This window comes from Nocardiopsis protaetiae (genome assembly GCF_045446735.1).
Classification (GTDB): domain Bacteria; phylum Actinomycetota; class Actinomycetes; order Streptosporangiales; family Streptosporangiaceae; genus Nocardiopsis; species Nocardiopsis protaetiae.
In genome coordinates this window covers 1-12,996 of sequence record NZ_JBJJBV010000214.1, presented here as the reverse complement: position 1 = coordinate 12,996, position 12,996 = coordinate 1, and the positions used below count along the sequence as shown (strand labels likewise).

Sequence of the window (12,996 nt, the reverse complement as noted above, 5' to 3'; positions counted from 1 at the left end):
GGCCCACCCGCGTTCAGCGCATGCCTCCGATCAGCGCATCCCGCCGATCAGCGCATGCCTCCAATGAAATGCCCGAGCCTGCGCACCCGCTCCAGGCTGGCCTCGTAGCGGGCGCCGATCAGCAGCAGCAGCGCGCCGATCACGGCGAACGGCACCCAGTTGGGCAGCAGCCGGGTCAGGTCCCACAGCGGCGGGCCGAACGCCCGCAGCGCCGCGAACAGCAGGGTCAGGCCGCCGATGACCAGCGCCGCCTGGCCGCGCGCCCGCAGCCCCCACACGACCGTGGCCACCGCGGCGGCCAGCAGCGCGGGCAGCCGCCACAGCGTGTCCTCGCCCCCCAGCACCATGCCCAGGCTCGGCAGGAGCAGCAGGGCCAGACCGCCGGACAGGGACGCCCAGCTCGACGGGGTCCGCTCCGCCTTGCGCGCCCACTCCCACCCGATGACCAGGGCGGCCAGGGCCGGGACCACGGTGTAGGCCTCCGGGACCGTCACGTTCCAGGCGGCCAGCGCGGTCCACAGGGCGGCGAGCATGAGCAGCGCGCCGGCCACCGCGGCCCAGCGGCGTTCGGGCCGGATCGCGGTGGCCAGGGCGATCACTCCGACGATCGCCAGCGCCAGGGCGACTATCCCGCCGTGCGCGCCGTAGACCACGGCGACCGTCACGGCCACCGCCGCCCACAGCGCGGCCGGGATCTCGGCGGCCTCCACCAGCGGCGAGCGCATCCGCGGCGCGACCGCGGCCACCCCCGCCACCAGGGCGATGGGCGCCAGCGCCGCGTACTCCACCGGGGCGTTCAGGGCCAGGGTGAGCGTGAACGCGAACCCGCCGGTGGCCGCGGTGGCCACCGCCGTCGCCGCCACCGCGACCGGGACGGTGCGGGCCAGCGCCGCCACCACCGAGCCCAGCAGCGCGACGGCCAGCAGCACGGCGATGGTCGCGTACCGCTCGGCCAGCGCCCAGCCCAGCGCCTGGGCCAGGACCAGCAGGCCGGTGGCCCCGGGCAGCCAGGAGAAGGCCCGGTGCCGGGACAGCGCCGACCACATCGCCAGGCCGGAGCCGACCGCGACCGACACCGCCAGCGCCACCGCGAACGGGGCGCCGGCCAGCACCGCCACCGGCACCAGCGCGGGCGGCACGGCCAGCGCGGCCGCGTGCCCGGTCCACCTGCGGGCGGTCAGGGCCGTCGCGCCGACCGCGGCGGCACCGGCCGCCACCACGCCCAGGGCGAGCAGCGGGTCGGGCCGGTCGCCCAGGCCCAGGAACACGTACGCGGGGTCGAGCAGTTCGCCCACGCGGGCGGTCGCCACCCCGTGGTGCCAGGAGCCCGGCACCAGGGCGACGGCCCGCGTCGCCCCGGCCGCCAGCGGTGCCGCGCCGGCCAGCAGCAGCCCGGCCACGGTGAGCGGGCGCGCGTCCGCGCTCTCGCCGAGCACCAGGGCCGTGGCCCCCAGCAGGACGGGCACCGCCGCCAGCAGCCACCAGGCCGCCACCGTGGTCTCCGCCATGGAGGCACCGGCCAGGCACAGCAGCCAGGCGAGCACGGCCGGGGCCCCGGTGCCCAGGGTCACCCCGAACGCCGTTCCGAGCCGGGGGAGCGGGGACGCGGGGACGACCCCCGCGGCGACGGCCACCGGCCCGGGCCGCGGGGCCGCGGCCTCGGCGGGGTGCCGGGGCACGTCCGCCCGGCGGGAGAGCAGCGCGCAGCCCAGGGCGGTGGCCGCCGCCACCAGGACCACGAGCAGTGTCGTGTGGAGTTCGGGCAGCGACCACAGCAGCGCCACCGCCAGGGTCAGCGGCCCGGTCACCCCCGGCACCCACGCCAGGCGGTCGCGGACCAGCGCCGCGCCCACGGTGAGCAGGGCGCCCACCGCGGCCGCCCAGAGGACGGCGACGACGAACGGCGCGCCCAGCAGCACCGGCAGCGGCGCCAGCGCGGGCGGGGCCACCAGCGCCGCGGCGGGCAGCAGCCACCGGCGGTCGACGATTCCGACCAGGGTCACGGCCACCGCCCCGGCGACCAGCACCCCGGCCGCCGTGCCCGGGCCGCCCGCGATCGTGGCGCCCAGCACCGCGACGGCGGGTTCGAGCATCGCCTCGGGCCACCTGCTCCAGAGCGGTGCGGAGTTCCCGCTGGTCCACACGCCCCCGTTCGGGACCACCAGCACCGGGGCCAGCGGCAGGAGCAGCAGGCCGAACACCGTGAACGCGGTGCGGGCGTCGGGGGCGTCCGGCCCGGCCGGACGCGGCGCGGTGCGGCCCAGCAGCAGCGCGGTCACCCCGCTGAGCAGGATCGCGGCCGCCGTCCACCAGCGGCCCTGCTCGGGCATCCAGCCCAGGGACAGGGCCGTCCAGGACAGTGCCCAGGCGGGCAGGCCCACGGCCCACAGGGCCAGCCCGGCCCCGTACAGGGCCCGGCCCGGCGGCACGGGTGCCGGCGTGACGGGGATCGGCGGCACGGGGGCGGCCGGCCCGGGCGGCAGCGGCGCGGGCGGCACCGGTGCGGTGGGCGCCCCGAACCCGGGGACCCGGTACCGCAGGAGCAGCAGCGCGAGCAGGCCGGCCAGGCCGACGCACGGCAGCGCGGCCATGAAGGTCCAGAACAGCCCCGCGGACCACAGCAGGGCGGTGACCAGGGTCGCGACCCCGGCCGTGGCGGGCGCCCAGGCGTAGGGGCGAGTGGGGATCGCCGCGGTGCCCAGCACCAGGACCGCGCCCAGGCACAGCGCCCAGGCCACCACGACCGGGTGCGACAGCCCCAGCAGCAGCGGCGGGGCCAGCAGCACCGGCGGCGCCAGCAGGACCGCCACCGTCGGGAGCAGGTCGCGGCGCAGCAGCGCCGTCACCCCGGCGGCCAGCGCCGCGCCGACGGCGATCGCCGCCAGGTAGGGCAGGCTCTCCGGCCAGGCCGTGCCCGGGCCGTCCGCGCCCAGCACCACGGTCGCGGGGACGTCCGCCGCGCGCAGGCTCCACGGCTCGCCGAAGGGCAGACGCGGCAGCACCGGCAGGTCCGGCGGGCCGGCGGCCAGGGGGACCAGGAGCAGCGCCGCGACACCGGGGAACGCGGCGATCCGGCCGTTGGCCCGGTCGCGCGCCAGCACCAGCCAGGTCGTTCCGGCCAGCAGCAGGGCCAGGGCCAGGCCCCACCAGCCCGGCGGCTCCGACCGCGGGACGACGAACACCAGCAGGGCGGAGACCGCCGTGGTGAGCACGGTGAGGATCACCGACAGCACGATCAGGGTTCTGCGCGGCACGTCCTCGCCCAGGCGCACGGTCGCGCGCGCCACGAGCAGGTCGGCCAGCCCGGTGGCGGCCAGGACCGCCAGGATCCACGGGAAGGGGTCGGACTCCGGAAGCGGGAGCACGGTGAAGAGCAGCAGAAGCGGCACCGGCTGGGCGGCCAGCGCGGCGATGATCCGGGGTCCGCGCAGCGGCACCAGCAGCGGGTAGAGGGCCATCAGCGCGGCGATGACCGCCAGCGCCGCGGCCGAGTAGCCCGGGCCCTCCGGCAGGCGTTCGGGCATGAGCAGCCACAGCGCCAGCGCGTCGATGCCCAGCAGCGCGGCGGCCAGCACCCCGAAGGTCTCGGCGGTGGCGGCCAGGCCGCGGCGGTGCAGCGGCACGGCCACCAGGGCGAAGGCGACCGTGGTGGCACCGAGCACCAGGGCCCGGGTGCCGGTGCCCATGTCGCTCCAGGTCCAGATGGCGAACACCAGCGCCGAGATCCCGACGAGCAGGCCGCCCAGGCCCAGGATGATGTTCTGGGCGGAGCGGCGGCGCATCTCGCCGTCCGGCCGGGGCGGCCCGGCCGGGTACGGGGTCGAGGCGTGCGGCATGGCGGGGTGCGGCGCGGCGGCGTGCGGAGCGGCCGGGTACGGGGCGGCGGGACCGGCCGCCACGGGGGCGGCGGGACCGGAGGCCGCAGCCGCAGGCGCCGCGGGGGCCATGGGCACGGTCGGCCCCGCGGGGGACACGGCGGCGGCCGCCCGGCGGGAGGCCTCGCGCAGCGCGTGCAGCAGCCCCGAGCGTTCGCTGCGCAGGCGCCGCAGGTGCTCGTCGGCCCGGCCGATCTCGGTGTCCACCTCCCACAGGCGCTGGGCGAGGGGGCCGGTGAGCAGCAGCCCGCACCGGGCGCAGGCGGCGGCCCCCGCGGCGGGCAACGGGGAGCGGCAGTCCGGGCAGCGCACTGGGGGACCCGCGGCGGGCGGCGGGGATGCTGTGACGTCCATGGTCGCCATCCTGTCCTCGGAACCTGCTGAGCACATCCGTACGCGTACTCAGAGCGGGTCGGGTGCGGCCGGGTGGGAACGGCCACCGCTTGGGGTCGCCTTGGCCACCCCTTGACCCTCCGTGTCCCTGTGCTGGTCAGGGCCCGACAATACGGACACGCTACGTGATGTGAGTCAAGACACAGTATCTATGGCGTTACGTGGTCGTAATGATGGTGCAGGCTGAATCCGCTGCACAGAGCACCCCCACCGTGCGGACCCGCCGTGCGGACGGAGCGCGATCGCGCCCGTCCCCCCTTCTTCTCAGGCCCCAGGCCCGCGGCGGAGATCCACCCCACGCGCGCGGGCCCCCGGTCCACCCGGAGCGCCCCGACCGACGCGTGCGGCCGTCAACGTGAAAGGGCGATCTTGCCACTCCCACGCATCTCCTGGAAACACGCGAGTGCCGCCGGAGCCGCGGTCCTGGTCGCCGCGGGCACCTTCGGTGTCGTGGCCTTCGCCGACACCGGGACCGCCGACCCCCGCGACGCGGCCTCGGCGGCCCTGCCGTCGGAACCCGCGCAGGTCCCGACCGCGCAGGAGGACGAGGACTTCTTCCAGGCCCCGGCCGAGGCCGACCCGCGGACCCGCGAGGACGACCTCGCACAGGCCCGCGAGTCCGCCGAGCAGGCCGGGCGCGACGCGGTCCTGACCGGCGACGCGCAGGCCTCCGACATCCTGGAGGAACCCGAGCCCGAACCCGACCCCGCCCCGCAGGGCGGCGGCTCCTCCGGCGGCTCCGGCACCCCGGTCCCGGCCGGGTCGGCCAAGGAGATCGCACTGCGGATGGTCCTCGACCAGGGCTGGTCCGAGAGCGAGTTCACCGACTGCCTCGAACCGCTCTGGGAGAAGGAGAGCAACTGGAACCACCAGGCCCAGAACCCCAGCTCCGGCGCCTACGGGATCCCGCAGTCGCTCCCCGGCGACAAGATGGCGACCCACGGCTCGGACTGGCGCACCAATCCCGCCACCCAGATCGCCTGGGGCATCGACTACATCAAGGGCCGCTACGGCACCCCGTGCGGTGCGTGGGCCCACTCCCAGGCGAACAACTGGTATTAATAGGGATTTCCCGCCCCATGACCCCCTCTTGGGAAAGGCAACCGTGTTACTCAACCGCATGTCGCTGCGCAGTACGGCGGCCATCGGTGCGGCCACCCTCGTCGCAGGCGCGACGTTCGCCGTCTCCGCGTTCGCGGACGAGGGCATCGACCCGGACGTGGCGGCCAGCGCCGTCGTCCCGGGCGAAGAGGAGACCCCCGCCGAAGAGGTCGTGGAGGACGAGTTCTTCTCGGCCTCCGAGCAGCTGACCGAGGAAGAAGCCCAGGCCGCCCGCGACGAGGCCCTCGCCCAGCGCGACGCCGCCGTGGGCTCCCGGACCCAGACCACCGCCTCCGAGGCCCAGGACATCGAGGAGGAGCCCGAGGAACCGGAGACCCCGGTCTTCACGGGCGACGCCCAGGGCCTGGCCCTGCAGATGGTCATCGCCGAGGGCTGGCCCGAGAGCGAGTTCACCGACTGCCTGAAGCCCCTGTGGCAGAAGGAGAGCGGCTGGAACCACCTGGCCCAGAACCCCAGCTCGGGCGCCTACGGGATCCCGCAGTCGCTCCCGGGCAGCAAGATGGCGACCCACGGCTCGGACTGGCAGACCAACCCGGCCACCCAGATCGCCTGGGGCATCGACTACATCAAGGGGCGCTACGGCACCCCGTGCGGTGCGTGGGCCCACTCCCAGTCCGTCGGCTGGTACTGACCCCGACCCGCACGACGGCCCCCGGCGCTCGCCGGGGGCCGTCGTCGTCCCCGTGTGTCCGCGGTCCCGTCAGAGGTGCGGTTCGAACGAGTCCATGACCTCGCCGGGCAGGTCCTCGTAGTAGCCGGCGTCCCCGCGCGGCACGTTCACGGTGACCATGTAGAACACCCGCTGGCCCTCGTAGTCCATGCTGATCGCGTAGGCCCAGAAGCGGCGGGCCGGGCTCGCCCAGGTGTCGTTGGTGAGGTTGGCCCGGACCATGGCGACGTCCCAGCCGTCCTCGTACTCGCCCTCCCCGAACTCGTGCAGGTTGAGCTGGAGGTAGTCGGTGGTCACGTCGCCGTCGACGTCGGTGCCGCCCTTGGTCTCCACCAGGTACTCGCCGCTGGTCCCGGTGAACTGCTCCTCGGTCCACCCGGCGACCCACACCTGGTGGTCGGAGCCGGGGGCGATGAACACGGCGAGGCTGTCGTCGATCCGGCTGTCGTCCACCGTCCAGGTCTCGGGGTAGTCCACGTCGAACCACTGGGACTCGAAGGTCTCCATGTCGTCGTAGGACGGCGGGCCGTCCTGGCCCCCGGTGTCGTCGGGCACGTCCGAGGGGGTGGGCTCCAGGGGGGCGCCCTGCTCGCTGGGCAGCGCGTTCTCCGACGGGCCGTCGGCCCGCTGGTCGGTGCCGCCGCCGGTGTCGTCGCCGCTCGACAGCAGTACGCCGCTCACCGCGATGACCGCGACGAGGATGAGCGCGACGGCGCCGCAGCCCAGGCCGAGGAGTACCTTGCTCGCGCCGCCGGAGGACGGCGCGGGGGGCCGGGGCGGGGCCAGGGTGCCGTGGCCGCCGGTGGGGCCGCCCGGGCCGCCGTGGCCGCCGCTGTGCGAGGCGAAGGACGGCTGCGCCTGGGAGGGGCCGTAGGGCGTGTTCGGGCCCTGGGGCGGGAACGGGCGCGCCGGGGTGTGCGGGCCGCTCGGGCCGCCCATGCCGGGGTGCGGGCCGCTCAGCGGGCCGCTGTTGGAGGCCGGGCCGGGGCCGCCCGGGTGGCCACCGCTCTGGTGGCCGCCGGTGGGATGCCCGCCGGTGGGGTGGCCGGTCGGGCCGGTGATGGGGCCGCTCGGGTACCCGCCGGCGGGGCCGGGGACGGGACCGCTGGGGTATCCGCTGATCGGGCCGCTGGGGTGGCCGCCGGAAGGACCGCTGACGGGGCCGCTGGGGTATCCGGCGCCCGGCCCGGTGATGGGACCGCTCGGGTATCCGCCGCCCGCCATGGCCACCGGGCCGCTGTTGGAGGCCGGGCCGGGGCCCGGGGCGTGGCCGACGGCGCCCGCCCCGGCGCCGCCCGCCCCGCCGCGTTCGTTGAGCAGGGCCAGGGCGCCGTCCACGGTCAGCCGCCGGTCGGGGTCGCGCTCCAGCAGCCCGGCGATGACCGGGGTGAGGCGGCCGGCCCGGCGCATCGGGGGCAGCGGGGCGCTCAGCACGGCGGCGATCGCCGCGGTGATGGAGTCGCGGCGGAACGGGGAGAGCCCCTCCACCGCCGCGAACAGGGTCACGCCGATGCTCCACAGGTCGCCCCGGTGCTCGGCGGGGCCGCCCTCCAGACGCTCGGGCGGCATGTACTCCGGCGAGCCGATCAGCGCGCCGGTGCGGGTGATGCTCGGCCCGCCCTCCATCGTGGCGATGCCGAAGTCGGTGAGGATGACCCGGTCGTCGGCGGACATCATGATGTTGCCGGGCTTGATGTCCCGGTGCAGCACCCCGGCCGCGTCGGCCGCCTGGACCGCCTTGAGCAGGGCCTCAGCGATCGTCGCTGTGGTCTCCACGTCCAGGGCGCCGCGCTGCTCCAGCAGGTCCTGGAGGGACCCGCCCTCGATGAGCTCCATCACGACCCAGGGGTCGCCCTCGAAGTCGAACACGTCGTGGATGGTGATGACCGAGGGGTGCGAGATCCGGGCCGCCGACCGGGCCTCCCGGCGCACCCGGGCGTGGGCGTCGGCCCGCTCCTCGTCGGTGAAGTGGTCGGGCAGGAGCACCTGTTTGATCGCCACCGTGCGGTCCAGGGACGGGTCGAAGGCCTCCCACACCACACCCATGCCACCCCGGCCGAGTTCTCGGCGCAGAAGGTAACGGTTCGCGACGACGCGCTCACTGTCGCTGTTGCTCGACATGTACTGCCCTCTCGGACGCGGGCTCTACTCTTGGGTGCTCTGTCAAGAATGTCCGACGCGTCCTGATTGGGGAAGGTTCCTGAACAGTGGGCATCGGAACGGAAGTGTCACCTTTGTGACCCCGCGCCCACCCCTCCCGCACCCGGGCCCGGACACACCGCGGGGCACCCCGCCGAGCAGGGTGCCCCGTCGTCACTCTCCGTGAAAGCGACCTACTGCGAGTTGGTCATCTTCAGCACGTCGAGGGCGGCGTCCAGCTGCTCCTCGGTGAGCTTGCCGTCCGCGACGTAGCCGCGCTCCAGGACCACCTGGCGGATGGTCTTCTTCTCCTTCAGCGACTGCTTGGCGACCTTGGCGGCCTCCTCGTAGCCGATGTAGCGGTTGAGCGGCGTCACGATCGACGGGGAGGACTCCGCGTAGGTGCGGCACTGCTCCTCGTTCGCGACGATCCCGGCGATGCAGCGGTCCGCGAACACCCGCGAGACGTTGGCGAGCAGGCGGATCGACTCCAGCACGTTGCGGGCGATCAGCGGCAGCTGCACGTTGAGCTCGAAGTTGCCGCTGGCGCCGCCGAAGGCCACCGCGGCGTCGTTGCCGACGACCTGCGAGGAGACCTGGAGCACGGCCTCGCACAGCACCGGGTTGACCTTGCCCGGCATGATCGAGGAGCCCGGCTGCAGGTCGGGCAGGAACAGCTCGCCCAGGCCGGTGGTCGGGCCCGAGCCCATCCAGCGGACGTCGTTGGCGATCTTGGCGAAGCCGACCGCGATGGTCCGCAGCTGGCCGGACAGCTCCACCAGGCCGTCGCGGGCGCCCTGCGCCTCGAAGTGGTCGCGGGCCTCGGTCAGCGGCAGGCCGGTGTGCGCGGCGATCTCGGCGATCACCCGGGCGGAGAAGCCCTCGGGGGTGTTGATACCGGTGCCCACGGCGGTCCCGCCCAGCGGCAGCTCGGCCACCCGCGGCAGGGACGCCTCCAGGCGCTCGACGCCGTAGCGGACCTGGGCGGCGTACCCGGCGAACTCCTGGCCCAGGGTGACCGGGGTGGCGTCCATCAGGTGGGTGCGGCCGCTCTTGACCACCGAGGCGAACTCGACGGACTTGCGGGTCAGCTCTTCCTCCAGGTGCCGCAGCGCCGGGACCAGGTCGTTGATCACGGCGGAGGTGGCGGCGATGTGGATGGAGGAGGGGAACACGTCGTTGGACGACTGCGACGCGTTGACGTGGTCGTTGGGGTGGACGTCGAGGCCGGTCCGCTCCTTGGCGACGGTGGCGATGACCTCGTTGGTGTTCATGTTGCTCGACGTGCCCGACCCGGTCTGGAACACGTCGATCGGGAACTCGGAGTTCCACTTGCCGTCGGCGACCTCCAGGGCGGCCTCGCGGATCGCCTTGCCCAGGTCATCACTGATGACGCCCAGCTCGGCGTTGACCTTGGCGGCGGCGGCCTTGATCTGCCCCAGGGCGGCGATGTGGGCGCCCTCCAGGCCCTGCCCCGAGATCGGGAAGTTCTCGACGGCGCGCTGGGTCTGGGCACGCCACTTGGCGTCGACCGGGACCTTGACCTCACCCATCGAGTCGTGCTCGATGCGGAACTCACTCATTGGCTACCACACTCTCCTGGGAAAACCTGTGAAACCCAGCCTGCCAGACGCACGGGGGCACACCGCCACCTCACCCCGTTCATGCGGTGTTACGCGCATCATGTTGACATCGGGGCAGGTCAGGCCCCGATGCCGGGACGCCGTTCACGCCGCCGCAACCGGGCGAGGAAGCGCCGCCGGGGCGCCTTGATCCGGACGCTGCCCAGCACCGTGAACCCGTTGATCTCCAGCACCGGCGGATCGGACAGGTCCGACCTGCGCGCCGTGGTGCCCCGCCACCCCAGCACGGCGCGGCCGTTGACGCGCACCTCCACCCCGTCGGGGACCAGGATCTCCACCCGGCCCGCCACGGCGGTGACGGTCATCCGGTGGTGCCCGCGCAGCAGCAGCGCCTCGCGCATGTCCACCTCGACCCGGCCCGCCACCGCCAGGACCAGGTCGTCGGGGTAGGCGACCCACCGCCCCTTGCGGACGGCGGTGCCGAACACCCCGAGGGCGGGCTGGTGGTCCAGGCGGATGGGCTGCTCCTGCACGGGCAGCAGGTCGGCGGTGAGCGGCGGCAGCTCCCCGAGGGTCCTGGCCTCCTGCGCCCTGTCGGAGCGCTCCTGGAACTCGTCGAGGTCCAGGCGCCCGTCGGTGGCGGCCTCGCGCAGCACCTTCAGCACCCGCTCGCGGTCGCTGTTGGAGGCCCGCAGCCGTTCAGGGGGGATCCGCTCGCTCACACCGCCAACCCTAGACGACAGGCGTCCCCCTCCACCGGTACGGGTTCGCGCGCTGTTCCCCACACCGTCGCCCCGCCGCACGGGCCCGGTTCACCGCGCACTCCTAGTGTCCGATGCGTTCCTGCGAGTACGGACGCGGAAGGCGGAGACGAGTATGCGCGCGACCGGAACGTGGAAGACCCCGACGACCCGGGCGGTGGCCCTGGGGGCGGCACTGGCGGCCCTGACCGCCGCCGCCCCGGCCGCCGCCGAACCCGCCCCGGCGGAACCCCCCACCGTCCTCGCGGAGACGGCCGGGACGACCGGCACGGCCGACGTGGCCGCGGCCGCCGAGAACGCCGCCGCGGCCCTCCCGGCGTCCGTGGACGGCGGGGCCTGGCGCTCCGGGCACGTCCAGGGCATCGGCCTGGACGCCGAGCGCGGCCACATGTACTTCTCCTTCACCAACACCCTGGTCAAGACCGACCTGTCCGGCACGGTCATCGGCACCGTCACCGGGCTCACCGGCCACCTGGGCGACCTCGACGTCGACGAGCGCGACGGCCGGGTCTACGGCTCGCTGGAGTACAAGGCCGCCGAGGCGTTCTACATCGCCATCTTCGATCCCGAGCGCATCACCAGGGTCGGCATGGACGCCGAGGCCGACGGCGTGCTCACCACGGTCCACCTGGCGGAGGTCGTCGCCGACTACACCGCCGACATGGACGGCGACGGCGTCTTCGACGGCAACGTCGCCGACACCGCCGACCACCGGTACGGGTGCAGCGGCATCGACGGGGTGTCCTTCGGCCCCGAGTTCGGCCGCCCCGGCGGGCGGACCCTGCTGACCGTCGCCTACGGTGTGTACTCCAACGCCGGCCGCGAGGACAACGACCACCAGGTGCTGCTCCAGTACGACGTGGCCCGCTGGCGCGGCCTGGACCGCCCCCTGGACCAGGACGCCCCGCACACCAGCGGCCCGCGCCGCCCCGAGGGCAAGTACTTCGTGTACACCGGCAACACCACCTACGGGGTGCAGAACCTGGAGTACGACGCCGCTAGCGGCGACTGGTTCATGGCGGTCTACAACGGCGTGAAGCCGCACTTCCCCAACCACTCGCTGTACGTGATCGACGGCTCCCGCCGCCCGGCGCTCGGACCGGTCCGGGGCCAGGCGGACGACGAACAGGGGTGGCTGCTGCCGCTGCGCGGGGGCGGCGAGGTCCACGCGCCCACCGGCGTGACCGGCTGGCCGGTGAGCGGCGGCCAGTACGGGCTGGTCTCCCTGGGCGACGGCCGCTTCTACGTGGTCGAACGCGGCCGCCGCACCGAGGACGGCGTCACCCTGGAGACGGGTGTCGCCCGCCTGCACCGGTGGACCGGCGCGGTCCCGGACCCGTTCGAGCCCGTAGAGGGCTGACCGGGTCCGGGACCCGCGCTCAGAGCCGGACCAGGGCGTCGCGGGCCACCGAGGCGAACCCCGACGGCGCCCCGGCCAGCGGTCGGACCGCCAGCCGCACCAGGGCGCGGGCGTTGTCGTCGCCCGCGACCCGGTTGACGCTCAGCTCACCGCAGCGGGCGCAGCGGTGGACCAGCAGCCACTCGCCGTCGGCGCGGCTGGTCAGGCTCACCGCGGCCATCGGCCCGCGGCAGTCCGCGGCCCGGTCGCCCGGGATCCGCAGGTCCACGTGCAGGCTGGTCAGGCAGTGCGGGCAGTGGTTGCGGTGGGAGGTGCCCGGCGCGGTCGCGGGCACCTCCAGCCGGCAGCCCGCGCAGCGGAACGACCCGGACCGGCCGGCCTCGCCGTGGGCGTGCAGGACGGTCTTGGGCCGCTGGGGCCGCCGGTCGCGGCGGTCCCGGCTGTTGCGGCGCGCCATGTCACACCTCCCCGAACAGGTCGAGCGGGAAGGGCGGGTCGGCCAGCGGCCGGACCGCGATGCGCATGAGCACGAGGTGGTTGTCGTCGGCGGCGACGGACGACTCGGCCAGTTCGTCGCACCGGGTGCACCGGTGGATGAGGACCCAGGCGCCGCTGCGCGGCACGGCGATGGAGATGGGGACCATGCGGCCCCCGCAGTCGGAGGACCCGCCGTCGACGCGGTCGACGGTGTGGCGGGAGCTCAGACAGCTGGGGCAGTGGTCGCGTCCGCGCTCGTCGGGGTCGAGGGCGGAGACGGTGAGGCCGCAGCGCACACAGGTGAAGGTGGCGGTGCGCAGGGTGGGGCTCGGTTCGGTGGTGGACACCGGAGGGACTCCTCGCTGGAGGTGGAACGGGTCAGCGGGAGCAGGCCGAGCGCTACTCGGTGGTCGGGTCAGCGGCTCCGGTCGGAGCGGGCGTACCGCGTCTGGTGAGGCGCGCTCGGCGCGTTCCGGGTCATCAAGACACCTTCCCCTCCACCGGGGAAGGGCCCCTCGGTGTCCGTCGTTGCACAGGTCGCCGTCGATGCTAGGTCGCGGCCCGACCAGGGGCAACGGGTTTTTCCCGGGGGGAGGGGCCGACCGGCCGCCGGGCG

At 74.8% G+C, this 12,996-nt stretch carries 9 protein-coding genes; 3 read left to right on the top strand and 6 right to left on the bottom strand.

The genetic code is table 11. The features are described 5' to 3' along the window. Window positions 1-47 precede the first annotated feature (47 nt). The gene (locus tag ACJOT3_RS26005) at window positions 48-4,229 is read right to left on the bottom strand and encodes an SCO7613 C-terminal domain-containing membrane protein (protein WP_406975733.1); all 4,182 of its coding nucleotides are present in this window, start codon (window positions 4,227-4,229) and stop codon (window positions 48-50) included. Between the two features lie 408 nt (window positions 4,230-4,637). On the opposite strand from ACJOT3_RS26005, the gene ACJOT3_RS26000 reads away from it, so the two are divergent. Together ACJOT3_RS26000 and ACJOT3_RS25995 are read left to right on the top strand one after the other, a co-directional pair. After that, a complete protein-coding gene (locus ACJOT3_RS26000) occupies window positions 4,638-5,330 on the top strand; it encodes an aggregation-promoting factor C-terminal-like domain-containing protein (protein ID WP_406975732.1) in 693 nt (230 codons plus the stop codon). Between the two features lie 43 nt (window positions 5,331-5,373). Beyond that, complete coding sequence (locus tag ACJOT3_RS25995; RefSeq protein WP_406975731.1) at window positions 5,374-6,021, top strand: aggregation-promoting factor C-terminal-like domain-containing protein; 648 nt, start codon at window positions 5,374-5,376, stop codon at window positions 6,019-6,021. 69 nt (window positions 6,022-6,090) lie between these two features. Here ACJOT3_RS25995 and ACJOT3_RS25990 read toward each other — a convergent pair whose 3' ends face one another. The 3 genes from ACJOT3_RS25990 to ACJOT3_RS25980 all read right to left on the bottom strand — a co-directional run bounded on the left by ACJOT3_RS25990 (window position 6,091) and on the right by ACJOT3_RS25980 (window position 10,492). Beyond that, entirely contained in the window at window positions 6,091-8,181 is a 2,091-nt protein-coding gene (locus ACJOT3_RS25990; RefSeq protein WP_406975730.1) for a serine/threonine-protein kinase, read from the bottom strand. Window positions 8,182-8,393: 212 nt separating this feature from the next. Beyond that, complete coding sequence (locus ACJOT3_RS25985; protein ID WP_406975729.1) at window positions 8,394-9,782, bottom strand: class II fumarate hydratase; 1,389 nt, start codon at window positions 9,780-9,782, stop codon at window positions 8,394-8,396. 119 nt (window positions 9,783-9,901) lie between these two features. Then, window positions 9,902-10,492 (bottom strand): DUF1707 SHOCT-like domain-containing protein, encoded by a 591-nt coding sequence (locus ACJOT3_RS25980; protein ID WP_406975734.1) that lies wholly within the window; start codon window positions 10,490-10,492, stop codon window positions 9,902-9,904. Window positions 10,493-10,658: 166 nt separating this feature from the next. Between ACJOT3_RS25980 and ACJOT3_RS25975 the strand changes: the two genes are divergently transcribed. Next, window positions 10,659-11,903, top strand: coding sequence for a hypothetical protein (locus tag ACJOT3_RS25975; RefSeq protein ID WP_406975728.1), 1,245 nt, complete (start codon window positions 10,659-10,661; stop codon window positions 11,901-11,903). A 19-nt stretch (window positions 11,904-11,922) separates the two neighbouring features. Here the strand turns inward: ACJOT3_RS25975 and ACJOT3_RS25970 are convergent, their stop codons facing one another. Then, window positions 11,923-12,360 (bottom strand): RNHCP domain-containing protein, encoded by a 438-nt coding sequence (locus ACJOT3_RS25970; protein WP_406975727.1) that lies wholly within the window; start codon window positions 12,358-12,360, stop codon window positions 11,923-11,925. Window position 12,361: 1 nt separating this feature from the next. Beyond that, on the bottom strand, window positions 12,362-12,727 hold the full coding sequence (locus ACJOT3_RS25965) for an RNHCP domain-containing protein (protein WP_406975726.1): 366 nt from the start codon (window positions 12,725-12,727) through the stop codon (window positions 12,362-12,364). Window positions 12,728-12,996: the final 269 nt, after the last annotated feature.